Below are 22933 nucleotides of genomic sequence, written 5' to 3' on the forward strand. Positions count from 1 at the left end.
TCCATTTCTGCTGCCATCCGGATTTCGGTGAGCTCGTGCAGTTCGTGGATGACGGTTGCGGCGGTGATGTTCTCGGCGCGGCGGGCGTCGGCGAGGCGTGCGAGTGATTCCGAGGCGGCAGCGTCTGCCTCGGATCGAATGTGTGCGGAGCCCCCCGGCTGTTCCATACGAACTACAGTAGTCGAACGTATGTTCGAGTGCAAGGTTTGTTGTCTCGGGATCTGTCCAATGATGTTCGACTCGAACGGCACTCGCAGAAAATTCGATCAGCAGCCCTGGAAACAGAACTTCCCGGAGTTTCGAGGCGTCATGAATCTCGCACACACCGTGTGTGCTGTCGCTTCACTGCGGGTGATGCAACCCCGATGCCTTCCGCGCCTTCGGAGACCATGGCGATGCGACTGACCGCCGCCGGCAGCGGCGTCGACACCGACGGAATTCGGTCCTTCACAGTACGATCCGGTCAGTCGAGACAGAACTCGTTGCCCTCGATGTCCCGCATCACGATGCAGGATTCGTTGTCCTCGTCGGCGAGCAATATCTGAACCTGTACTGCCCCCAATGCGACCACTCGTGCGGACTCGGCCTCCAGGGTCGCCAGTCGTTCCTTTCCGGCGAGGCCGGTGCCTGCCCGCACGTCGAGGTGAAGTCGATTCTTGGCGACCTTGCCCTCGGGGACGCGCTGGAAGTAAAGGCGCGGGCCGGACGGGTCGACGCAACAGGACCATGACGCATCACCCTCGGCGGATGGCGGTACCTCGTACCCCAGCACCTCGCTCCAAAAATGAGCCACCCGCTCAGGATCTGCGCAGTCGTAGGTGACTTGAAAGTGGTGGACCGGTGCCACCGGCCCACCATAGCGGGCTCATCGGTATGCGCCCGGCGTTTGACCGGTCCATCGTTTGAACGCCCGCCGGAATGCCGACGGCTCCGAGAAGCCCAGCTTGTTGGAGAGCTCGTCGATCGAATCCCCGCGGCTCAAGCCGGAGACGGCAGCGTCACGCAGCACATCCTCGCGGATCTGGTTGACCGACGTCCCTTCTTGCCTCAGCAGGCGCCGAAGGTGAGCGGTGCTGACGGACAACATCTCTGCGATATCGTCGGTACCTGGTGCATTTCCGTGCAGTCCCAGTTCCAGCGCTCGTCGTACCTGGCTCGAGGCTGTGCTGTCGTAGTCACGCGCGGTGAACAGTAGATTCGGCGACTGCCGGAGGTAGTCCGCGAGGGTCTCCTCGGTCTGAACGATCGGCAACCGCATCGCTGAGTTGTCGAATTCGAGCACGGCCGCCGATGCGCCGAAAGTAACTCGGGTGCCGAACATTCGGTCGTACAGCTTGCCGGTTGCCGGGTCTTCCATCTGGTAGGGCAATTCGACGGAGTGCAGTTTCACCCGACCGCCGATGAGCCATGCTGCAAAACGATGGACGAGCACCATCCGAAAGTCGGTAAGCAGTTGACCGGCCTTTTCGCGCGCTTGCTCGGGCAGGTGACTGTTGTCGGCGGGTGGGACCGTCAACCGTGTCGTGGTCTCGCCGCGGGTGATCAGCATCGGCGGCATTCCCGATACCACACGGGTTGACTCCGCCATCCTGCTCATTGCCGTGGCAAGGTCCGGTGTGTGAATGAGCGTCAGGCAGATGACGCGAAAACTGCCGCGCCGCATTGGTGTCGACGCCAATCCGAAAAACTCGTCGTCGGTGATCTGCCACGCCGCCTGAGTGAACAAGGTGACCTGCTCGGCTGTGAGCCGGGCATGGGGATCGTTCAACGTTTCGGCGTCGATTCCTGCGATCGACAGGGGATACGACAGCTCGAGGCCACCGCTTGCGGCAAGCGCTACAGCCTTCACAACGAAATCGACGGGTATCGTTCTAGCGGCCATGGTACGTCCTACAACGTCAGCAGTCTGTCGGACGCGTCGGCCAGCACGTCGTCCTTCTTGCAGAAAGCAAAGCGCACCAACGTCTTCCACGGAGTTGGATGGTCGACGAAGGCTGTCACCGGTACAGCGGCCACGCCGATGCGATCCGGCAGGGCACGGCAGAACGCGAGTGCGTCCCTCTCTCCGAGACCGGCGATATCGGCACACACGAAATATGTTCCACCGCTCGATTTCACGTCGAGCCCGGCCGCGGTCAAAGCGGAGGACAGTACGTCGCGCTTGGTCTGCAATTGCTCGCGCAGGTTCTCGACCCACGCGCTTTCGTACGCGAGTGCGTGCGCAACCGCAGGCTGAAACGGTGTGCCGCCGACGAATGTCATGAATTGCTTGGCCGAACGCACGGCATCGATCAGTTCCGCTGGCCCCAAGGCCCATCCAGTCTTCCAGCCGGTCGCGTTGAACGTCTTGGCGGCGCTCGAGACCGTCACGGTTCGCTCGAACATTCCGGGTAGCGAGGCAAGCGGAACATGCTCGCGACGGTCGAACACCAGGCGTTCGTAGACCTCGTCGGTAAGCACCAGAAGGTCGTGCTCGCAGGCGATCTCGGCGATGCGGATCATTTCGTCCCGCGTCAGCACCGTCCCGGTCGGGTTGTGCGGCGAGTTCACCACGAGCAGTTTCGTATTCGGTCCGACGGCACGTTCGAGTGCATCGAGATCCAGTGCGAAGCCCGAACCGTCGGCGACGAGAGGGACCGTGGCGCGCGCGGCTCCGGCAAGGGCGATCGCGGCAGCGTACGAGTCGTAGTACGGCTCGATCAGCAGCACCTCCTCGCCCGGTTCGACGAGCCCGAGAATGGTTGCGGCAATGCCTTCGGTGGCGCCGACGGTGACGAGCACCTCACGGGCGGGGTCGTAGTCGGTGCCGTACCGGTGAGCGCGATCAGCGGCGACGGCGTCGCGCAGCACCTGCATGCCGGGTCCGGGGGAGTACTGGTTCAAGCCGGAAGCAATCGCGTCCTGCGCGGCTGCCAGCATCGACGCAGGCCCATCGGTGTCGGGAAATCCCTGACCGAGGTTGACGGCATTCTTCGCGATGGCGAGTGCCGTCATCTCGGCAAAAATCGTGGATCCGAAAGGGCGTAGGCGCCTCACTGTTCGGCTCGGTTGCTCCGCGGACATTCTTGCAGCGTAGCTGGTGTCACGTTCCGAACCTGCGTCTCGTCCATGCAGTAGCAATCCACTACAAGAGGAGAAGACATGTCGCGAATCCCACCTCTCGCCCCGGCCGATGCTCCGATACTCGTCAGGTTGGCCTATAGAGCTGCAGCGAAAATGGTGGGCGAGGTCCCCGAGCCCTTCGCTGTGTTCGCGCATCACCCAAAACTCTTCTTCGCCTCGTTGACGCAGGAATTAGCGGTGGGGAAGGCGTCGACCAGGCTGCCCGTCAGTGTCAGGGAGCTTGCGGTGTACCGGGTTGCATGGACGCTCGGCTGCGCGTGGTGCGTGGACTTCGGGACGATGATGCAGCGACTCGACGGTCTCGACATCGATCGCCTCCGCGAGATCGGGGCCTACGCGACGTCACCGAAGTACACCGACGCCGAACGAGCCGCGATCACGTACGCCGATGCGATGACCGGGACCCCGAGTACGGCAACGGACGAGCAGGTCGTCGATCTCGAAGCCAGATTCGGCCGGGCCGGAGTGGTCGAACTGACGTATCAGATCGGTCTGGAGAACATGCGTGCTCGAATCAACTCCTCGCTCGGCATCACCGAGCAGGGTTTCAGCTCGGGGGATGCGTGCCGGGTGCCGTGGCAAGACGGGCAGCGAACGGCACTGTGACCCCTCTCGACTTTGCGGGATTCGCGAAATCGTACGACGCCCAGACGAGACCGTCGCGCACCGTGAATCCGCCGGCTCTGGCGGGGAAGGTTCGACCGGCGCCGCCGCCGGGGGTGACATAGCCCAGCTGGCCATTGACCGAGGCAGGGCTCATCGATCCCAAAATGTCGACGCCGTACATGCCGACGAGTCCGAGGAAGAAGCGGGCGCACTTGTCCGGGCCCCGAACAATCTGGGCCGCGGTGCGGGTGGTTCCTCCGCTGTCGCCGATCATGCGGCAATCAGGGTGCAGGGCTTGCGCCACCAGGCCGACGTCGCCGCTCGCCATCGCTGCCATCAGCCGCGTCACGGCGGCGTCGTGCTCGGGATCGGTGACAGGCGAGGGCGTGGCATCGACCTGTTTGCGCGCTCGGGACGCGAGCTGCCGTGCCGCCGCCGTGCTCACGTCGAGGATGGAGGCGACGTCGTCGAACGGGACCGAGAAGCCGTCGTGCAACACGAACGCGACCCGTTGAGGCGGGGAGAGGGAGTCCAGAACGACGAGAGCGGCGAGCCTGGCGTCTTCGCTCTGCACCACGACGTCGAGTGGATCGGCAGACGGTGAGTTCCACGCCGTGACGATGGGTTCCGGAAGCCACTGTCCTATATAGGTTTCACGTCTGGACGCTGCCGATTTGAGCCGGTCGAGACAGATCCTGGCCACGACGGTGGTGAGCCATCCACGCAGGTCCGTGATGGCGGAGGGATCGGCGCCGACGAGCCGAAGCCAGCTCTCCTGAACCGCGTCTTCGGCGTCGGCGACACTGCCGGTCACTCGGTATCCGACCGCGAGGAGGTGACTGCGGTGGGACTGGAAACTCTCCGCGAGCGACGCCGGTGTGCTCATGGTCGGCAAGTGTAGGCCCGCAGCTCACTAAGCAGCTCACTACGGAGCCCACTTCGGAGCCATGATTGTTCTCACTCGTCGGAGGTATCGTCGCAGCCATGCGATTCGGACTGTTCATTCCTCAAGGCTGGCGACTCGACCTCGTCGGTATCGACCCCTCCGACCAGTGGAACGTCATGCGAGATCTCGCGACATCCGCGGACTCGGGACCGTGGGAATCACTGTGGGTGTACGACCATTTTCATACCGTCCCCGAGCCGACCGAAGAAGCGACGCACGAAGCATGGTCGCTCATGTCGGCATTCGCGGCATCGACGTCCACAATTCGCCTCGGCCAGATGTGCACGGCAATGGCCTACCGCAATCCCGCGTACTTGGCCAAGGTTGCCGCAACGGTCGACCTGATTTCCGGTGGCCGGGTCGATATGGGAATCGGAGCAGGATGGTACGAGCACGAGTGGCGCGCGTACGGCTACGGGTTTCCCTCCGGCGGTGAGCGATTGGGCGCCCTCGACGAAGGTGTTCAGATCTTCAAGCAGGCATGGGAGACCGGTTCTGCAACCCTGAACGGCAAGTACTACCAAGTCGACGGTGCACGCTGCTGGCCCAAGCCTGTGCAGGACGGTGGAATTCCGATCTGGATCGCTGGCGGAGGCGAGAAGGTGACGTTGAAGATCGCCGCCAAATATGCCGACTACACCAACTTCGACGGCACCCTGGAGGGCTTCACCCGCAAGTCCGATCTGCTGAAGGGGCACTGCGACACGCTCGGGCGCGATTTCGACGCCATCGTCCGCTCGGCCAACTACAACGTTGCGATCGGTAACACCGAAGCCGAGGTCGAGGATCGGCTGAAGCAGCTGAAGGATCGCCTCACGCCATACATCGGAGTAGAAAAAGCAGAAGGCGCTCTCGGCGCATTCCGCGATCTGCCCGGCGTCGGAACCCCGGAGCAGATCATCGAGAATCTGAGGAAGTTGACGGACAAAGGTCTGGACTACGGGATCTTCTATTTCCCCGAAGCAGCATACGATCGTTCGGGTATCGAACTGTTCGAGAAAGAAGTCGTTCCGGCGCTTTCGCGAGCCTGAATTCGTTCTACTGGAGGTCGTCCGGAAGGTCGTGAGGGCTGACCATCAACTGTTGGTTCTCGGCCTCACGAACCTTCTCGGACAGGCCGATGTTTGCGACGAGCAGAGCCCACTCGTCTTCGCTGATCTCTGCGGTCGCACGTTCGATCACCGCATGATCGGTCGTTCCCCATGCGATAGGCATGGGGGAGACCATCTGCCAGGTGTCGCCGATGGTGTTCTTGCTGCGGTCGGTGAGTACCGAGATCGACGGCACCAATTCTCCCTCGACCAGTTCGTGGCCGGGTAGCGAGCGGATGCTTCGGGTGACGAGCGCGTAATGGGGACCCTCGGCGCCGGGTTTGGCGATATCGATCAGGGCCAGCAACGTCACTCCGCGTGCCCGTGTCTCGGCGATCACCGCAGGAACGAGGCTGCCCTTCGCATACAGATCCTCCACGGAGCCGATCTTCCGTGGTGCCCACACGGTGACCCACAAGGAGGTTGCGGCGGTGATGAGGAAGACAGCCCCGAGGATGTAGGACCAAGGATGGGCCAACCAGAAGAACCATGCTGCGGCCGCGAGCAGGATCACCGCGGTGACAATGGCCGAGGCACGAAGCCGCCGCACGTCGGCCATCGTCTCGTTCACCGACTTGGCGTGGGCTACATCGACAGAAAACTGGAATGGGCGCACACGCTCATTAGTAGCACGATCCCGGAACCCTGAGGTAAATCAACTGTCCGCGATCGGAACCAAGATCAAATAGCCGGTCCGAGCATGTCGTCGGCATCGGTGATGCGGTATGCGTAGCCCTGTTCGGCGAGGAATCGTTGCCTGTGCGCAGCATATTCGGCGTCCAGGGTGTCTCGGGACACGACCGAGTAGAAGTGTGCCTGTCCGCCATCGTGTTTCGGCCGAAGTAGTCGGCCGAGGCGCTGTGCTTCTTCCTGGCGCGACCCGAAGGTTCCTGAAACTTGCACTGCCACCGATGCTTCCGGGAGGTCGATGGAGAAGTTGGCGACCTTGCTGACCACCAACGTCTGAATCTCGCCCTTTCGGAAGGCGTCGAACAGCACTTCGCGTTCCTTGTTCTTGGTCGAACCCTGAATCACCGGGGCATTCAGCGCTTCACCGAGCTCGTCGAGTTGATCGAGGTAGGCCCCGATCACCAGCGTCGGAGCGTTTTCGTGCCGGGCCAGAATCGACTTCACGACAGCGACCTTGGTATGGGCCGTCGAGCAGAGCTTGTAGCGCTCCTCCGGCTCGGCGACGGCGTAGGCCATGCGCTCGGCGTCGGTCAACGTCACGCGAACCTCGATGCACTCGGCGGGCGCAATCCAGCCCTGCGCCTCGATGTCCTTCCACGGGGCGTCGTAACGCTTGGGTCCGATGAGCGAGAAGACGTCTCCCTCGCGGCCGTCCTCACGTACCAGCGTGGCAGTGAGCCCGAGGCGTCGACGCGACTGGAGATCGGCAGTCATGCGGAAAACCGGTGCCGGGAGGAGATGGACCTCGTCGTAGATCACCAGACCCCAGTCGCGGGAGTCGAACAGTTCCAGGTGCTTGTACTCACCCTTGGTTCGACGAGTGATCACCTGATATGTGGCGATCGTCACAGGACGGATTTCCTTGCGCTCGCCCGAATACTCGCCGATCTCTTCTTCGGTGAGCGAGGTTCGTGCAATCAGTTCGCGCTTCCACTGCCTACCAGCGACGGTGTTGGTGACGAGAATGAGTGTCGTCGCCTTCGCCTTGGCCATCGCCGCGGCACCGACCATCGTCTTGCCTGCCCCACAGGGCAGCACGACGACTCCCGAGCCGCCTGCCCAGAACGAGTCGGCCGCCATCTCCTGGTAGTCGCGGAGGGTCCACTTGCCGCCCTCGGTGTCCAGCTCGATGGGGTGAGCTTCACCGTCGACGTAGCCGGCGAGGTCCTCGGCGGGCCAGCCGATCTTCAAGAGCATCTGCTTGAGGTGCCCGCGCTCGCTCGGGTGGACGATCACCGTGTCCTCGTCTACCTTCTCGCCGAGCATCGGGGCGATCTTCTTGTGCCGCATGACCTCGGTGAGGACCGCGCGATCGAGACTGATCAGCGCGAGACCGTGCACAGGACTCTTGACGAGCTGAAGGCGTCCGTAGCGGGCCATGGTGTCGACGATGTCGACGAGCAACGGTTGCGGCACGGCATAGCGGGAAAAGTTCACCAGTGCGTCCACCACCTGCTCGGCATCGTGCCCGGCCGCACGGGCGTTCCACAGTGCCAGTGGGGTGATGCGGTAGGTGTGCACGTGCTCGGGGGCGCGTTCGAGCTCCGCGAACGGAGCGATGGCACCGCGAGCGGCCCCGGCTTGCGGGTGGTCGATCTCGAGCAACAGCGTCTTGTCGGACTGGACGATCAAGGGTCCGTCGGTCACTGGTTCCTCCTAGAGAACTTCGTGCATCGTCGCGCCCGAAAGTGCGCAACTTCTCCATTGTCCACACCTGACGCCATCGGCGCATGTGAGCGTGAATACACACCCTGGTGTGTATTCGCACTCACATGCGCGGGAGCGCCTACTCGACGAGTGCGACCGAGGTGATGCGGTGCAGCGTGAACCGGCGGACCTCACCGGTCGCGGGGTCGAACGCGTCGAGCTGACCGCCCCCGACTCCGACGGGGTCGACGACGCGCTGCGAAGCCGTCCCCTGGGCATCGACGTACCCGATGGTGACGCTTCGTTTCACTCGGAGTGCCGTCTGCAGCAGCGCCATCGTGGCGGTGCCCGTGGCCCGGGTGCCATCGGAGCGCACGGGCTGCCCGCCTGCCTTCGACGCGCGTTCACCTGCCCGCAGTTCCGTCACGAGACGGCCGAGTTGCACGTCGGTCGGCACGGCCGGGTGTCGGTAGTGGGCCCTGGTACGGCGGAGCGCAACTCTGGCCCCTCGCTTGCGCAGATCGACGATCGCGCCGTTTGCATCCTCGCCTGCCGGCCCGAACCCGGCGGCGCCGAGCACGTTCATCACCTCGGCGAGCGATGCCTGCGAGATCGCGACGGTCGGAGCGAGCGCGCGCAGCGCCAGCTGTTCGGCTGCCCCCGACGCCAACACCTCGGCCAGCAGGGCCGGGTCCTCGCATCGAACGAACGACGACGCCACGCCTGCGCGCAGTCGCCCGTGTCGGCGCGCCACATCGTCGATCAGATACGACAGCCCCTGCGGAACCGGAGTGCGCGAGTGTGTCGCGAAGAGCGACTGCAGTTCGGCCGCACTCATTCCCACATCGAGTGCTCGACGGAGACTGTTCTCGGTGATGCGATACATCGTCGCCGCTCCTGCGGACTCGACGTCGGCGACGAGTTCGATTCGGTCGTGCAGATCCGGCTCAAGGGGGCCGGGCGCCACGAGCGTCAAATCGGCCTGCAGCAGCACGTAGTCGATGGGTGAGGGCAACGCGTCACGCATTGCGGCCTCGGCGTCGCCGCCGTGTAGCAGTGCCTTGCCTGGAGTCGAGAGCGCCCCGCGGGCGACGATACCCAAGGTGGTGGCCTCGGCGAGCATCCTGGTGACCGGCCGTGAAGTGAACCTCGCGGCAGATCGGGGCCGCCTCCAGGCGAGGCCGCGCGAGATGTCCGCTGCAGTGGTCGCGGTGCCGGAGGTGAGTTCGGCGAGATATTCGAGGATGGCACGGCGGTCGCGCGGCGCGGCAGGCGACCGAACTTCCTCGGAGAGCGCTGCTACCGGCTTGTCGTTGGGGTCACGCATCCCGATAAGCCACGGTGCCCGCTGCAGTTCCAGCCACGCCGAAGCGAGGGCGTGCCACCGAGCAGCCGGGGTTGCCGCGATCCAGGCGTCGACTGCCGTCGTCGGGGCCCAGTAGTCCTCACCCGAATCGTTCGAGGGCAACGGGTCAGGAGTACCGCTCGAGATCAACGCGGCCGCCGCCAACAGTTCCACGAGCAAGCTCACCTGAGACTCGTCCAGGCCGGTGGCCTTGGTGATCCGTTTGAGTTCGCGTACGCCCAGCCCACCTGCCTTCAGCGCCGGGGCAGGAGCCGCGGACAGCGCCTCGATGATCGAACCGCAATGGCGAATGAGCTCGAGTGCCTCTCCCGCTGCGGCTGCGTTGACATCGGACAGGATGTATTTGGTGGTCGACGGTTTCGGCGGTGCGAGTGCCGTCGGGTCGGAGATCGGTTCGCCGCGCAGGGCCTGGCCGACCTGGTGAGGAAGTTCGACGGTTTGTTCGTCGAGCCAGATCAGCAACCCTGCGCGCAAAAGCTTTTGCACCGGTCGATCTTCGGGCGTGCCGGGGGCAGCGTCTCGGGTACGTCCGGTGGGGGACGATCGCACGAGGGTCTCGAGGAGTCCTCGTGCACCGTCGTCGATACTCGCCAGCGCCTCGGTGATGCGTTCGGGCGTCAGTCCTTCGGTGGAGTCGAGGATGCGGCCGATTCGCCACGGGACGGCATCGCGGGCCGCGGGTGTCATCCGAAGACTGCTGGTACCCCAGACCAGTGCACGTTCACGCAGAGCGGAGAGTGCTTTGTCGACGGCTTTGACGCCTGCGCGCTTGCCGATCATCGCATCCAGTTGTGCACGCGTCACCGGCATCTCGTGGGCGCCCTCGATGGCCAGCAACTCCAGAATGGTCAACGCGAGCGTATCGAGCGAGTCGGCGCTGCGCAGGATCGACGCACGCTGCTCCGCTCTCCCGGCCAGTACGACGATGGTCGACGGGGGAGGCACGGTCAGGTCGGGTCGTAGCGTCAAAGTACCGACGAGCTCGGTATCGGTACGGGAGGACAGCCACGTGGCGAGGTCCGGTGGTGCATGTTTTTCGGTCATCGGCTCCCAGATTAGTGACCTGGGCTGGTGCATGCCGCAGTGCAGGTGCCAAAATGGGCGCATGGTGAACAAGTCGAAGAAGCCCTACGTCGATGCAGGCTGGCCGGAGACCGCGCGCGGTGACCATGCGGTGAGCGAATTGGCGGCCACACGCGCGGGAGGGTTGTCGCCCTACGGCGAGGACACCGAGTTCCCGTTGCCGGTCGAACAGTTGCTCTATGCCCACCCGGTGACCGTCGTCAATCGCTGACAACTACAACTCCATCCACGTCTGTACAGACGAGAAAAGCCCCCGATCACTCGGGGGCTTTTCTCGTACAGGCGAAAGACTTACTGGGGCAGGAATGCCTTGTTGGCCTGGTAGAAGTTGACGACCTGGGGATCGAGCTGGATACCCTGCGTCGCGTTCTGGATGAGGCTGGCGATCTGCGGATCGTTGGTCATCGTCTGGACGGCGCTGGTGATGCCGTCGATGACCTCGGAGGTGCCGTCGACCGTCGGGATGCTGGTGAGGTCGGGAAGCTTCGGAGCGGCGGGAGCGGACTGCGGCGAGGCAGGCACGCTGCGCTCGGAAGGCGAGCTGCTCAGACCAAGGCTGGAGGAGCAGGAAGGCCACGCGCCCCAACCCTGCGATGCGAGGACCTTCTCGGCGACTGCGATCTGCTCTTCGCGGCTGGCCTGGTTGGCGCTGGCTGCGTACTGACCGCCGCCGTGCGAGCTCCAGGTGCTCTGCGAGAACTGCAGGCCTCCCTGGAATCCGTTGCCGGTGTTGATTCCCCAGTTACCGCCTGCTTCGCACTGGGCGAGACGGTCCCAGTCGGAATCGGGGGCTGCACTGGCGGTACCGGTGAATGCGATACCCGCTGTGCCCATAATCGCGCCGGTGACGGCAACCTTGGCAACGGTTCGGCCGGTGGTGGTCGGCTTACGATGACGTCCGCTCATACGAGTTGAATCCTCTCCACTGGCGCCTGCGAGGTCAGCTGTCGGGTTCGGGCTGAGAGGTAGCCCGGCCCAACGGTCCCGGAGGACAGTCGGGCTTAACCTCAAGGAATGTTCTGCCTGAGCAGAGCGTTCCGGTTATCCGAGAGGACGTGTGGGTCCCCCGTCCTCGTCCCCTGGGTGTTCGTCGAGGGTTCCGATATCCGCGGGACGAGGTTTGGCGCTGCGGGATCGGGATCGGCCGAAGTTTCTCAGCCGTGCACGACCGTAATGGACACATGGCGAAGTGTCACCATTTGGTAACTGTTGCTTTTTTGCGGCTTGCGAGTGCGGGATTGCCGTCGATTTCGGGTAACGAACGAACCTGCTGCTAGTGGCGTCGCAGCGCGGGTGACGCTTGCTCGTTGCGCTTCCGTTATCCGGTTGTTATGTGATTGAAGTCACACCAATCCAGAGTGGGGCTGAAGTGGCTGGAGGGACTGATCGCAGGATTACGGAACTTCGACGATCTCTTTGCCGAGCGGCATCAGCGAGATCGGGATCATCTTGAGGTTCGCGATCGCCAACGGAATGCCGATGACTGTGATGGCCATCGCAACGGCTGATACCACATGTCCGATGGCCAACCAGATGCCCGCAACGATTACCCAGACGACGTTTCCGAGGATCGAGGCGACTCCGGAGGTCGGTTTCTCGACGACCGTGTACCCGAACGGCCACAGTGCGTAGACACCGATGCGGAACGACGCGATTCCGAACGGAATGGTGACGATGAGGATGCAGCAGATGATCCCTGCTGCGAAGTACCCGAGTGCGAGCCAGAATCCACCGAAGATCAGCCAGATGATGTTCAAGATCACTCGCATGTCGGTCCCTCGTGGTTGTGGTGTGCGGGCTATCGGGCCCGCCTGCCGGACATCAGTGCAAACACTATCGCCAGCACGAATCCAAGGGGTGCGGCGATCATTGCAGTCAGATAAAGCCACAGGGGCGGCTGATCGCCGTTGACGGCGGGCACCACGAAGATGGCGGCGATGGCCAGCAGCCCGGTTACGAAGATCGCAAGGGCGATACGCAGGAGAGCAGAGCCGGTGCGGCGTCGTTGATCGGTCACGGTGTCCACGGTAGCGCCGTTAACCGACGTGCTTTGCACGCTCCCTGCGCGCTAGACTTACGTATTCGCGTTCTGCCGACCGTGCAGGGCGCGAATATTTGTGTAATCAGGACGAACCGAGACAAATGGACGGGTGAGCGCAGTGCCTACCGGCAAGGTGAAGTGGTACGACGTCGACAAGGGATTCGGCTTTCTGTCGCAGGAGGAAGGCGAGGACGTCTACGTCCGTTCTTCAGCTCTCCCGACTGGTGTCGAGGGCTTGAAGGCGGGCCAGCGCGTCGAGTTCGGCATGGCTGCGGGGCGTCGTGGACCTCAGGCTCTGAGCCTGAAGGTTCTCGAACCAGCTCCTACTGTGCGGCAGAACACAGCGAACCGCCGCGAGCCGGTCGAGCGCAAGCACACACCCGACGAGCTGCACGGCATGGTCGAGGACATGATCACGCTGTTGGAAGCGACCATTCAGCCGGACCTACGCAAGGGCAAGTACCCGGACCGCAAGACCGCGCAGAAGATCTCCGAGGTCGTGCGGGCCGTCGCCAGGGAACTCGACAGCTAGTTTCGGCTTTTGTCAGTCCGCCCGTAAGCATGAATGGACCATTGCAGCCGTCCAGCCTTCGCGATGGTCCATTCATGCCGATAAGTCGTGCTTACACCGGCGAAGTCGCGATGGACCAGATCGCGTGGCTGATGATTTCTTCCTGTTGGGTGTCGGAGTCGATGACACCTGACGGCAGGCGGATCTCGACACCGAGGAGGTCGCGTCCATCGTCGTCGACCGGCGGAATCGTCAGGCTGACCCGTTCGTCGGGCAGGAACAATGTGTCCGATTCGACGGCTCCGCCGCTGTTGTCGGCGTACACCGCTGCCAGAATCCACGGCGCCGAGGTCACTTCGTTCGGCAGCGAGAGCTGCAGCGGGTGGCCTTCGCGTACCGGCACTCGCGCGCTGCTGCCGTCGCTGTCGCACAGCGGAGTTTCGACCGGGCAATAGAGATAGGGCTCCACGACGACGGTGTTGCCATCGGCGAATGCGGTAATCGCTGGTCGGTGCGACGGGGCGTCGCGAATCAGTAGTGCAAGCACGGCGACGAAAGCTACGCCCACGACGACGAGGCCGGCTGCGCCGATCGCCACGATCTTCTTGGTCTTCGGTGCGAGGTTCACTTAGCTCACGTTATATCGAGTTGTCGCGTCTGGAATTTCCTGCTCCGCGTGATCGGGGCGGTTGCCGCCGAAGCCGGGGAGGAGTGACTTACCGCGGTAGGTCAGATAGGTCTGCACGAGTCCGAGCGTGAGCACCACCGATACGACGGTGAAACCGAGCCAGAACTCCGTCGGCAGCAATACCCCGAGCGCTCCGCCCAGTACCCAGCACAACTGCAGGACCGTCTCGGACCGCCCGAACCCCGAGGCGATGGACTCCGGCGGAAGATCTGACTGCAGCGACGCATCGAGCGAGACCTTGGCCAGCGCACTCGCACCGGACGCGACGAGTGCTGCGAGAGCCGCCGTCAGCAAACTGCCGGTGATCGCGGCGACGATGGCGACGATGGTGACTGCCGTAGTGCACCGCAGGACGACGATCGCGGGCCTGCCCAACTTGATGCGGGCACCCGCAGCGTTGCCGGAGAAGTTGCCGATCGCGGCAGCCGCTCCGACGAGTCCGAGCATTGCGGCCTGCTTGATCGGCTCGTGGTCGGTCTGCGCTTTCGCGACGAATGCGACGTACAAGGTCAAGAAGCCGGTGAGGACCCTGATCGTCCCGTTGCCCCAGAGCCCGATGATGACGGCCTTGCCCAGTGGCTGTCTGCGTGACTTCGCGGGGGCGCTCGCGGCGGTGTCGGCAGACTTGCTGCGCCTGATCACCTCGGTCTCGGCGTCGTCGCCGCGATAGCCGTCGTCACCGTGATAACTCAGAGTCGCGGGCACTTCGCCCTCGGTCACTTCGACCCACGCTGGTATTCGCATGCTCAAGTACGCGCCGAACACCGTGATGGCGACGACGAACCACAGTGCGCCCGGCGAACCTGCCAGGAACGCGATTCCCGCGGCGATGCCGCCTGCGACGATCGTCCCGCCGATCAACCCGAACACCGTCAAACGGGAGTTGACGCGCACGAGGTCTATTTCGGGAGGAAGCACGCGAGGCGTCACCGCACTTTTGAGGACAGCAAAGGATTTGCTGAACACGAGCATGCCGAGCGCCGCCGGATAGAGGACCCAGCTGTCGAAGTTGAAGACCAGAACGACGGCGAGAACCGTGCGAAGCAGGAACGACGACGCCAGGGCGATTCTTCGCCCGTGCTGCAGCCGATCGAGCATCGGACCGACGAGCGGGGCAATGAGGGCGAACGGTGCAATGGTGATGACGAGATACAACGCCACCTTGGTCTTGTCCTCGCCGGTTGCGGCAGAGAAGAACAGCGTGTTCGCGAGCGCAACGGCGATGGCGGCATCGGAGGCGAAGTTCGCCATCGTCGCGTACGTCAGTGCCGTGAGACCTGACTTGTCGGCACCGTCTGCCTTCGCGGCTCGCTGGAACTTCGCAATTCCCTTGCCCGTGAGTTCGCGGCTCCGCATCGCCGCGACACGGGTGACCGTGAGCTTGCGGGGCATCGGCGGCGGTTTGGGGCCCTGCGACTTGCCTGCGGGCGGAAGGGCTTGACTGGGCGGAAGGGCCTGCGTGGGGTGCAGGGGCGGCAGGGGTGATTGCCGACTCGCGGCGCGGGAAGCTGGGCGATAGTTGGCGAACCCAGGGTGGTCCTCACCCGGAGAGGCGTCGGAGTTGCTGGGGTCGGTCACGAGATCAATTCTGTCCTAAATCTTCGGCACACGAGAACACCGACTCACTTCGGCGTTGTGAACCTCACTTCGTACATTGTTGGCCACAGCTTTCCCGTCACCAGAAAGTGGTCCGTACCAGGGATCTGTGCGATTCCGTTGAGCACATCAGCCCCTGACCGCTCGCCGGACGTCATCGAATCCCACAGCGGTCGCGCATCGATCACAGCCGTCACCACCCCGGTCTTCGGATCGATACAAGCGATGTCGAAGCTCTGCCAGAGGTTGGCGTAGACCGAACCGTCCTCGGCGCATTCGAGCTCGTTGAGATTTTCCAACGGCGTGCCGTCGAGCGTGACGTCGGTCGTGGACGTTTCTTCGAACGTCACAGGGTCGCGGAACGTCAGCGTCGAGGACCCGTCGCTCATCACAAGGCCGGTGTCGGGGTCGGCGCAAATTCCCCACCCTTCGCCGTCGTAGGTGACCTGACGCCGCTCCGCGAGCGTCTCGGGGTCGCGTGCAAAAGCAACGCCGTCTCGCCAGGTGATCTGCCACATGGTGTCGCCGGCGACGGTCATCCCCTCTCCGAAGTAGTTCTCGGAGAGGTCGACCTGGCGAAGTTCGGATCCGGTATCGAGGTCACTGATTCGAACGTGAGAAGAACCGTTCCGTCCTGTGCTCTCGATCAGAGTGTCGCCGGAAATCTCGAGGCCTTGGGTGAACGACGACGTGTCGTGCGCCAGTGTGCGAACCACGCTGGCGGTGAGACGCTCGGCGGCCTCGTCGGTAGGTGCTGCGGGCGAGGACGAGCAGGCCGCGAGAACCAGAGCCGATGTCACAACGACCGGTGTCAGCAAGGCCGGTCGCGAGCGCTGGGAAGCCGTCATCGGCCCATCATGGCAGCCCGAACTGGGCGGTTTCGAAGTGATGCGGCAAAATGAATGTGTGAGTTTCACATCTTCTCCAGAGCTCGACCAGATTCGTCCTGTCCTAGCCGAGGCCGAGGGGTTGGCGCGCCAGGCTCTCCGCGAATCCGTCGACGGCGGCGTCGGCGAATATCTCGGTGTCATCGCCGACGATCCGAGCGCCGCAACCCACCGATTCGTTGCCGATCTTCCGGGTTACCGCGGGTGGCAGTGGGCCGTGGTCGTCGCTGCTCCTGACGATGCCGACACCGCAACCATCAGCGAAATCGCTCTTCTTCCAGGCCCCGACGCGCTCGTGGCTCCGAGCTGGTTGCCGTGGGACGAGCGCGTCCGTCCCGGCGACCTCGGACCGGGCGACCTTCTGCCCCCTCGGCTTCAGGATCCGCGTCTCGTTCCCGGGTACGTCGCCACCGGCGACCCCGCTATCGACGATGTCGCCCTGGAACTCGGGTTCGGCCGCAAGCAGGTCACCAGCCGTGAGGGCCGTCTGGGCGCCGCCGAACGCTGGCACGACGGCGACTTCGGCCCCGACAGCGAGATGGCGAAGGCGGCTCCGTCCACGTGTGGGCTGTGTGGTTTCTACCTTCCGATCGCCGGTTCGCTCGCGGCAGCGTTCGGAGTCTGCGGCAACGAGAACGCGGCCGACGGCCATGTCGTCCACGCCGAATACGGTTGCGGTGCGCACTCGGACACCGAACTCCCCACCGGCGCCGGTTCGCCGCAGTTCGAACCGTACGACGATGCAGCGCTAGAGGTCGCGGTAGCTTCCGACGCTCCGGCTGCTGCCGCAGACGTTGAAGCCGACGCGAGCAGCGAAGCGTCATTTCAGGACACGCAATCGAGAAACTGAAAGATCCGTTCGGGACCGAGGCGCTGCGTACCTCGACGCTTTCTGCCTGGACGGATTCGCCGACCCGGTTGCGCGAGGACGCCGCTACCGAGGCGGACCTGGTTCGTGGAGGCTACCGGAACAGACTGCTGACCGAACTTGCGCAGAATGCCGCCGATGCGGCGGGCCGAGGGGGCGTTGGCGGACGTCTGGCGGTCTGGGCGGCGGGCAAGGATCTGCACATCGCCAACACGGGTGCGCCGCTGGACCTAGGCGGCGTCCATGCGCTTACGGCTCTGCGGGTCTCGGCCAAGACGTCCGGTGTCGGGCGCTTCGGTGTCGGGTTCACTGCTGTTCGTTCGGTCAGCGACGAGATCGAATTCCGCTCCACCGCAGGGGGAGTGCGTTTCAGCGCTGACGATACTCGTGCAGCTCTCGAAGACGCAGGACTGACGATTCCGGACGCGGGAGTTCCGGTGTTGAGACTTGCCTGGCCCGTCGACGAGGTTCCCCTCGAAGGCTTTTCGTCCGAGATCGTACTTCGCGGCGTGGGCGGCGATCTCGTCGAGACGATGCGTGCGGAAGCGCTCGACTTGTTGCTCGAGTTGGAAGCGCTCGTCTCGATCGAGGTGGCAGGCGAGGTGTTGGAGCGTACGGTCACCGGGGACGGCCTCGAATCCGTCGCCATCGGTGATCGGCATTGGTGGCAGTATCGCACCGACCATGCCAGGTGGCTCGTCCCCGTCGTGGACGGAATCCCGGTCCCCGCGGGCTCGGATGTCCTTCGCGCACCGACACGTTCGGACGAGGAGTTGTCACTGCCTGCGATCGTGATCGCGGACGTACCGATGCAACCGGATCGCCGACGCATCCTTCCCGGGGCACCCGTCGACTGTATCGCCGAGGGCTACGGCGCTTTCCTTGCGGCGCTGCCACCGAAATTCAGGCCGCTACTGATTCCGATCCCCGGCTTCGCTCGCAGTGAGGTCGACGGCATCCTGCGAGAGCGGATCATCAAGGAATCATCTTCTGCCCGTTGGCTTTCCTCGGCGGCGGGCGCCGATCTGATCCCTCTTCGGGCGATGCTTCTGCCGGGTCTGACCGACGAACTCGGCAGCCTCCTCGCCGAGGTCTTCCCCGATCTGGTGGCCGCCGCGCTCTCGGGTCCGCGGCACGCCGCAGCACTTGCCGCCGTCGATGTTCACCGGATCGGGCTCGCCAGGCTTGCGGAAATGCTCACCGGCATCGACCGCGAGCCGTCGTGGTGGGGACGGCTGTACGACGCACTGACCCCGCTTGTCGCCGACGGTGTCGCCGCGGAAGAGCTTGCTGCCCTGCCGGTTCCACTGGCAGACGGCCGTACGGTGACAGGCCCTCGCACTGCGGTTCTGGGAACCGACGTCGGATCGGTCGGCGCGGTGCACTGGGCCCGGTTGATTCACCCCGATGCCGCGAGCGGATTGTTGTCCCGGCTGGGAGCAGCGACGGCGACGGCGACGGATTTGCTGGCAGACCCGGCATTGCAGGCTCTTCTCGACGATCTCGACTGGGACGACTCCGACGCCGTTCGGGATGTCACCGGTTCGGTTCTGGCGCTCGCCGCGGGCGCCCGCGACCTGCCGTCGTGGATCGGGTTGTTGCCGCTGGAAGATTCGGACGGTGAGCTGCGGGCAGCCGACGAACTACTGCTGCCCGACGCCCCCCTCGCGCGGCTGTTGACCGAGGACTCACCGTTCGGTCTCGTCGCGGAATCTGTCGCCCGTCGCCATGGACCGCAGGCGCTCCGAGCCGTCGGAGTCGGCTGGGGGTTCGCCGCGTTGATCGACGATCTTCCGACCGGCCCCGACCACGATCTCGACGACGAAGAGTCCTGGTGGGCGTCGCTGCCCGAGGATCCTGCTGTGCTCACCGCTGTCCGCGATCTCGATCTGGTGGACGAGGGTCTCTGGCCCGATGCGCTCACTCAACTTGTCTCCGAACCGCTTACGCGGGCAGCGCTGCAGGCCGAGGGTGGATACACGGCATGGTGGTTGCGCACGCACGCACGCATCGACGGGGTACGACTCGGGTGCTTCCGAGCGCCCTCGGACGAGACGTTCGCCGGTCTGCTCGATCCACTCGACCATCCGCATGCCGACGATGTCGCTGCTGCATTGGCCCCGAACGTGTGTGACAGCGCCTGGTTCACCCGCCTGATCATCTCGAGACTCGCCGATCCCGCACGACAGCCGACGCCTGTCGTCATCGCGCGGGCTCATCGACTCGTCGCCGAAGCGGTGTCCTCAGGGCGGGTCGAACTCGATGATCTGGATGTCCCGGGGCGTGTGCGCGCCGTGACCGGCGCGCTCGTCGACCCGGTGGACGCGCTTGTGCTCGACCAGCCGTGGCTCGTGGCGGTCGTCCCTGCCGATGTTGCGATCCTGTCGACGATGGATACCGCGATCTCGCTCGCGTCGGTACTCGACGTGCGAATCGCATCCGAGTCGATCGAGTCCGAGGTGGTGGGAGTCGGGCGGGTCAGCACGTGGGACCGTGAGCCCGGCGCAGTACTCGCTTGTGCGGCATTGGGAGTGGAACTGCCGGTCGGGCAGGTTGTCGTGCATCACGATCTCGTCGTAAGGCTGACCGGGGCGGTCACGGGGGAGCATCGTCTCGCCTGGTGGGTCACGCCCGAGGGCATCACGCACTGCGCCGAGACATGGGACCGCCCACGTGGACGGTAACGTACTGCAGTGGATGGTCGAGCACCGAATCGTGTGGGTGACCAGCCTCTTCTGGATCATCACCACCGCCGGAAGCACGGCGGCGATGTTCGCCTGGTCGATCGCCGGTTGCGTGGCTCTGCTGCGGACGGCCCGACGCGCGGACGCGGTCATGGTCGCGGGCGGCATGCTGACCGGCTGGGGCGCGATGAGCCTGTCGAAGTTGATCTTCGGGCGGGACCGGCCGCCGGTACCGGAGCGGCTCGTCGAGATCTCGACGCATTCGTTCCCATCGGGCCACGCGATGATGTCGGCGTTGCTCGCGACCCTGGCAATCGGGGTGATGTTGCGATCGACGACCGAATGGCTGCACCGACCGCTCGTGTTGGCGGTACCGGTGGTGGCGTCCTTCGCGATCGGCGTCTCGCGGATCTACCTCGGCGCGCACTGGGTGACGGACGTGCTGGCCGGCTGGGTTTTCGGTGCCGCGTGGGGACTGCTGTGGATCTATGCTTTCGCCTCGCGCGCCGGGCGCACCGAGCGTGGGCCCTCGGCCACGAAAAAGGGGCCGACCTGACAAGGTCGGTCCCCGGGTGGAGCGTGGTGCTAGCGGGAGAAATCGCTCCGCTGGGCAATCACGAGGAGCTCGTCGCGCATGGACGGGCTGCTGACTGCGTGAGCGCGGGCGTAGAGGGCGCGGAGGGAGCGAGTGTGGTTGCGGCGGGTGCGGAACTGGGAAACGAGCTTCATGGCCTTGCTTTCGGATTCAGAGGTTGTATTGACTGACGTAACCAATACTCCACGTTAAATCTGTGTAACTCAACCGATTCAGTGGTGAGTTACCGCACGTCAGAGGCCATTTTGGGTGACCATGCTTACGTATGTGTGAGCCGAGTGACCCAGGCTACGTGATGCCGGTCTCAGTTAGTTCAAACCGCGCTGAGCCGTCTTGCTTCCACGCCGCGATGCCGCCCGCTGGGCGAGGAACAATGCGAAGCCGAGCGAACCGACGATGATTCCAGCCCAGCATGTCGGTAATGCGGATGCCCAGCGACCACCCGCAACAAGAACGACGATCGTAGCGAGAATCCACAGAACGATTCCGGCCGCGAGGACCGGCACAGGGTCGGTGAGACGCGGACCGATCTCGAACGCTTTCGGTTGTTCGGTCACGAAATGTAGGTTACCCCCATGGCTTTCCAGTCCCGGCTCCTGGACAACTACTTCAAGATCACCGAACGCGGTTCGTCCGTCGGATCCGAAGTGCGCGGCGGCGTCGTCACCTTCGTGGCGATGGCGTACATCGTCGTGCTCAATCCGTTGATCCTCGGCAGCTTCTCCGCCGAGGATGCGGCGGCGAAGACCGACGTACTCGGCAACATCCTCCCCGTCGCGCAGGTTGCCGCCGTCACGGCGCTGGTGGCCGGGTTCATGAGCATCGTGTTCGGCATCGTCGCCAACTACCCGTTCGGCATCGCCGCCGGTCTCGGTATCAACACACTCCTTGCGGTGACGATCGCGCCACAGGTGACGTGGCCCGAGGCGATGGGCCTGGTGGTCATCGACGGCATCATCATCGTGCTTCTCGCGGTCACCGGCTTCCGAACCGCGGTGTTCAACGCGATTCCGGCCGAGCTCAAAGCCGCGATCGCCGCGGGCATCGGCGCCTTCATCGCGTTCATCGGTCTGGTCGACTCCGGATTCGTTCGCAGGATTCCCGACGCCGCCGGTACGACGGTGCCCGTCGGCCTCGGGATCGACGGGTCGATCGCGTCATGGCCTACGGCGGTGTTCGTCTTCGGGGTTCTGTTGATGGGCATCCTGGTGGTGCGCAAGGTCCGCGGCGGTCTGCTGATCGGAATCGTCACCACGACGGTCGTCGCCGCGATCATCGAGGCGATCACCGACGTCGGGCCTTCGAATGGCGTCGACCCCAAGGGCTGGAACCTCAGCGTTCCGATGCTGCCCGAACAGCTGTTCCAGAAGCCCGATCTTGCGCTCGTGGGCGAGGTGAACCTGTTCGGCGCCTTCACTCGCATCGGTGTTCTCGCCGCAAGCCTGCTCGTGTTCACCCTCGTGCTCGCCAACTTCTTCGATGCCATGGGGACCATGACCGGCCTCGGTAAGGAAGGCAAGCTCGTCGACTCGAAGGGCACTCTGCCGGGGATCGGTAAGGCTCTCGTCGTCGAAGGCACGGGGGCAATCGTCGGAGGCGGAGCGTCGGCGTCGTCGAACACCGTGTTCGTGGAGTCCGCATCTGGAATCGCGGAGGGCGCGCGCACCGGATTGGCCAACGTCGTTACCGGCGTGCTGTTCCTCGCCGCAATGTTCCTGACGCCTCTGACGGCGATCGTTCCGATCGAAGCTGCTGCTCCTGCGCTGGTGGTCGTCGGTGCGCTGATGATCGGCCAGGTTCGAGACATCGACTTCACCAAGTTCGACGTCGCGCTCCCGGCGTTCCTGACCATCATGGTCATGCCGTTCACCTACTCGATCGCCAACGGGATCGGCGTTGGTTTCATCACCTGGGTCGTACTCGCTGTCGGAAGCGGTAAAGCAAAGTCGGTGCATCCCCTGCTCTGGGTGGTCGCCACATTGTTCGTCGCATATTTTTCTCTCGGACCTATCACCGACGCGGTCACTTAAGCTGTTTCGGCTACGTTGGCGTAGTCTCTGCGCTGTGACGTCGGGAAATAGCGTTAAGGACAACCGTGAATTGGCTAGCGACCTGTCGCTGGCCGTGGTGCGTTTGACGCGCCACTTGAGGGGTAGACGGATCGACTCGCAGGTGTCGCTGACTCAGCTGTCTGCCTTGGCCACGCTGAGTCGCGAGGGGGACATGACGCCGGGGTCGTTGGCTGCACGTGAGCGGGTGCAACCGCCATCGATGACGAGGGTGATCGCGTCGTTGGCGGAGCTCGGACTCGTGGTGCGCACCGCGCACCCAACCGACGGTCGGCAGGTCATCGTCTCGCTGTCTCCTTCGGGGCGGACATTGATCGCCGACGAGGCAAGCGCGCGCGAAGCATGGATGACGGCGCAGTTGGCAGGCCTGAACGAGACGCAGCTCGTGGTCCTGCGTGACGCCGTGGACATTATCGGCGCGCTGGTGAGTGACTCAGAGTAG

Annotated in this window: 24 protein-coding genes and 1 riboswitch; of the genes, 9 read left to right on the plus strand and 15 right to left on the minus strand. The window is 64.1% G+C overall.

Annotation, left to right across the window (positions count from 1 at the left end; all coding sequences use genetic code 11):
* Positions 1 to 463: 463 nt before the first annotated feature.
* Genes QMK17_RS10625 through QMK17_RS10635 form a run of 3 tightly spaced genes read right to left on the minus strand, consistent with a single transcriptional unit; the run spans position 464 to position 3063 of the window.
* The gene (locus QMK17_RS10625) at positions 464 to 847 is read right to left on the minus strand and encodes a VOC family protein (protein ID WP_283508900.1); all 384 of its coding nucleotides are present in this window, start codon (positions 845 to 847) and stop codon (positions 464 to 466) included.
* Between the two features lie 18 nt (positions 848 to 865).
* A complete protein-coding gene (locus tag QMK17_RS10630) occupies positions 866 to 1882 on the minus strand; it encodes an AraC family transcriptional regulator (RefSeq protein ID WP_283508901.1) in 1017 nt (338 codons plus the stop codon).
* An 8-nt stretch (positions 1883 to 1890) separates the two neighbouring features.
* On the minus strand, positions 1891 to 3063 hold the full coding sequence (locus QMK17_RS10635; protein ID WP_283508902.1) for a pyridoxal phosphate-dependent aminotransferase: 1173 nt from the start codon (positions 3061 to 3063) through the stop codon (positions 1891 to 1893).
* 78 nt (positions 3064 to 3141) lie between these two features.
* Between QMK17_RS10635 and QMK17_RS10640 the strand changes: the two genes are divergently transcribed.
* Positions 3142 to 3729, plus strand: coding sequence for a carboxymuconolactone decarboxylase family protein (locus QMK17_RS10640; RefSeq protein WP_283508903.1), 588 nt, complete (start codon positions 3142 to 3144; stop codon positions 3727 to 3729).
* On the opposite strand, the gene QMK17_RS10645 is transcribed toward QMK17_RS10640, so the two are convergent.
* On the minus strand, positions 3671 to 4615 hold the full coding sequence (locus QMK17_RS10645) for a sigma-70 family RNA polymerase sigma factor (protein ID WP_283508905.1): 945 nt from the start codon (positions 4613 to 4615) through the stop codon (positions 3671 to 3673). The two genes, QMK17_RS10640 and QMK17_RS10645, sit on opposite strands and share 59 nt — an antisense overlap.
* Positions 4616 to 4713: 98 nt before the next feature.
* Here QMK17_RS10645 and QMK17_RS10650 point away from each other — a divergent pair, with 98 nt between their 5' ends.
* Positions 4714 to 5706 carry an LLM class F420-dependent oxidoreductase gene (locus tag QMK17_RS10650; RefSeq protein WP_283508906.1) on the plus strand — a complete coding sequence of 331 codons (993 nt, stop codon included), beginning with the start codon at positions 4714 to 4716 and terminating at the stop codon, positions 5704 to 5706.
* A 7-nt stretch (positions 5707 to 5713) separates the two neighbouring features.
* Here QMK17_RS10650 and QMK17_RS10655 read toward each other — a convergent pair whose 3' ends face one another.
* The 3 genes from QMK17_RS10655 to QMK17_RS10665 all read right to left on the minus strand — a co-directional run bounded on the left by QMK17_RS10655 (position 5714) and on the right by QMK17_RS10665 (position 10513).
* Positions 5714 to 6382 carry a DUF3239 domain-containing protein gene (locus tag QMK17_RS10655; protein WP_283508908.1) on the minus strand — a complete coding sequence of 223 codons (669 nt, stop codon included), beginning with the start codon at positions 6380 to 6382 and terminating at the stop codon, positions 5714 to 5716.
* A gap of 65 nt (positions 6383 to 6447) precedes the next feature.
* Positions 6448 to 8103 (minus strand): DNA repair helicase XPB, encoded by a 1656-nt coding sequence (locus QMK17_RS10660; RefSeq protein ID WP_283508909.1) that lies wholly within the window; start codon positions 8101 to 8103, stop codon positions 6448 to 6450.
* A 139-nt stretch (positions 8104 to 8242) separates the two neighbouring features.
* Entirely contained in the window at positions 8243 to 10513 is a 2271-nt protein-coding gene (locus tag QMK17_RS10665) for a helicase-associated domain-containing protein (RefSeq protein ID WP_283508911.1), read from the minus strand.
* Positions 10514 to 10574: 61 nt separating this feature from the next.
* On the opposite strand from QMK17_RS10665, the gene QMK17_RS10670 reads away from it, so the two are divergent.
* Complete coding sequence (locus tag QMK17_RS10670; protein WP_283508912.1) at positions 10575 to 10763, plus strand: hypothetical protein; 189 nt, start codon at positions 10575 to 10577, stop codon at positions 10761 to 10763.
* A gap of 80 nt (positions 10764 to 10843) precedes the next feature.
* On the opposite strand, the gene QMK17_RS10675 is transcribed toward QMK17_RS10670, so the two are convergent.
* From QMK17_RS10675 to QMK17_RS10685, 3 genes are all read right to left on the minus strand, one after another.
* A complete protein-coding gene (locus tag QMK17_RS10675) occupies positions 10844 to 11458 on the minus strand; it encodes a transglycosylase family protein (RefSeq protein ID WP_283508914.1) in 615 nt (204 codons plus the stop codon).
* Between the two features lie 7 nt (positions 11459 to 11465).
* A riboswitch (cyclic di-AMP (ydaO/yuaA leader) is annotated at positions 11466 to 11655 on the minus strand.
* Positions 11656 to 11946: 291 nt separating this feature from the next.
* Complete coding sequence (locus QMK17_RS10680; RefSeq protein WP_283508915.1) at positions 11947 to 12321, minus strand: YccF domain-containing protein; 375 nt, start codon at positions 12319 to 12321, stop codon at positions 11947 to 11949.
* Between the two features lie 29 nt (positions 12322 to 12350).
* Positions 12351 to 12569, minus strand: coding sequence for a hypothetical protein (locus QMK17_RS10685; protein WP_283508916.1), 219 nt, complete (start codon positions 12567 to 12569; stop codon positions 12351 to 12353).
* Between the two features lie 142 nt (positions 12570 to 12711).
* Here QMK17_RS10685 and QMK17_RS10690 point away from each other — a divergent pair, with 142 nt between their 5' ends.
* Positions 12712 to 13125, plus strand: coding sequence for a cold-shock protein (locus QMK17_RS10690; protein ID WP_283509308.1), 414 nt, complete (start codon positions 12712 to 12714; stop codon positions 13123 to 13125).
* A gap of 91 nt (positions 13126 to 13216) precedes the next feature.
* Here the strand turns inward: QMK17_RS10690 and QMK17_RS10695 are convergent, their stop codons facing one another.
* Genes QMK17_RS10695 through QMK17_RS10705 form a run of 3 tightly spaced genes read right to left on the minus strand, consistent with a single transcriptional unit; the run spans position 13217 to position 16236 of the window.
* Positions 13217 to 13732, minus strand: coding sequence for a DUF2771 family protein (locus tag QMK17_RS10695; RefSeq protein WP_283508918.1), 516 nt, complete (start codon positions 13730 to 13732; stop codon positions 13217 to 13219).
* Positions 13733 to 15370: an MFS transporter gene (locus QMK17_RS10700; RefSeq protein ID WP_283508920.1), complete on the minus strand. Its 1638-nt coding sequence runs from the start codon at positions 15368 to 15370 to the stop codon at positions 13733 to 13735.
* 44 nt (positions 15371 to 15414) lie between these two features.
* Positions 15415 to 16236, minus strand: coding sequence for a glutaminyl-peptide cyclotransferase (locus QMK17_RS10705; RefSeq protein WP_283508922.1), 822 nt, complete (start codon positions 16234 to 16236; stop codon positions 15415 to 15417).
* A 40-nt stretch (positions 16237 to 16276) separates the two neighbouring features.
* Here QMK17_RS10705 and QMK17_RS10710 point away from each other — a divergent pair, with 40 nt between their 5' ends.
* The 3 genes from QMK17_RS10710 to QMK17_RS10720 are packed head-to-tail and all read left to right on the plus strand — an operon-like array spanning position 16277 to position 20383.
* Complete coding sequence (locus tag QMK17_RS10710; protein ID WP_283508924.1) at positions 16277 to 17125, plus strand: DUF3027 domain-containing protein; 849 nt, start codon at positions 16277 to 16279, stop codon at positions 17123 to 17125.
* The gene (locus QMK17_RS10715) at positions 17122 to 19827 is read left to right on the plus strand and encodes a sacsin N-terminal ATP-binding-like domain-containing protein (RefSeq protein WP_283509310.1); all 2706 of its coding nucleotides are present in this window, start codon (positions 17122 to 17124) and stop codon (positions 19825 to 19827) included. The genes QMK17_RS10710 and QMK17_RS10715 overlap by 4 nt, the downstream gene beginning before the upstream one ends.
* Positions 19817 to 20383: a phosphatase PAP2 family protein gene (locus QMK17_RS10720; RefSeq protein ID WP_283508926.1), complete on the plus strand. Its 567-nt coding sequence runs from the start codon at positions 19817 to 19819 to the stop codon at positions 20381 to 20383. Before QMK17_RS10715 ends, QMK17_RS10720 begins: the two co-directional genes overlap by 11 nt.
* 29 nt (positions 20384 to 20412) lie before the next feature.
* Here QMK17_RS10720 and QMK17_RS10725 read toward each other — a convergent pair whose 3' ends face one another.
* Positions 20413 to 20556 (minus strand): hypothetical protein, encoded by a 144-nt coding sequence (locus QMK17_RS10725; protein ID WP_283508929.1) that lies wholly within the window; start codon positions 20554 to 20556, stop codon positions 20413 to 20415.
* A gap of 174 nt (positions 20557 to 20730) precedes the next feature.
* Positions 20731 to 20979 (minus strand): DUF2530 domain-containing protein, encoded by a 249-nt coding sequence (locus QMK17_RS10730; RefSeq protein ID WP_283508931.1) that lies wholly within the window; start codon positions 20977 to 20979, stop codon positions 20731 to 20733.
* An 18-nt stretch (positions 20980 to 20997) separates the two neighbouring features.
* On the opposite strand from QMK17_RS10730, the gene QMK17_RS10735 reads away from it, so the two are divergent.
* Positions 20998 to 22452 (plus strand): NCS2 family permease, encoded by a 1455-nt coding sequence (locus tag QMK17_RS10735; RefSeq protein WP_283508932.1) that lies wholly within the window; start codon positions 20998 to 21000, stop codon positions 22450 to 22452.
* A 34-nt stretch (positions 22453 to 22486) separates the two neighbouring features.
* A complete protein-coding gene (locus tag QMK17_RS10740) occupies positions 22487 to 22933 on the plus strand; it encodes a MarR family winged helix-turn-helix transcriptional regulator (RefSeq protein WP_283508933.1) in 447 nt (148 codons plus the stop codon).

Source organism: Rhodococcus sp. G-MC3, assembly GCF_030063335.1.
GTDB lineage: Bacteria > Actinomycetota > Actinomycetes > Mycobacteriales > Mycobacteriaceae > Rhodococcoides.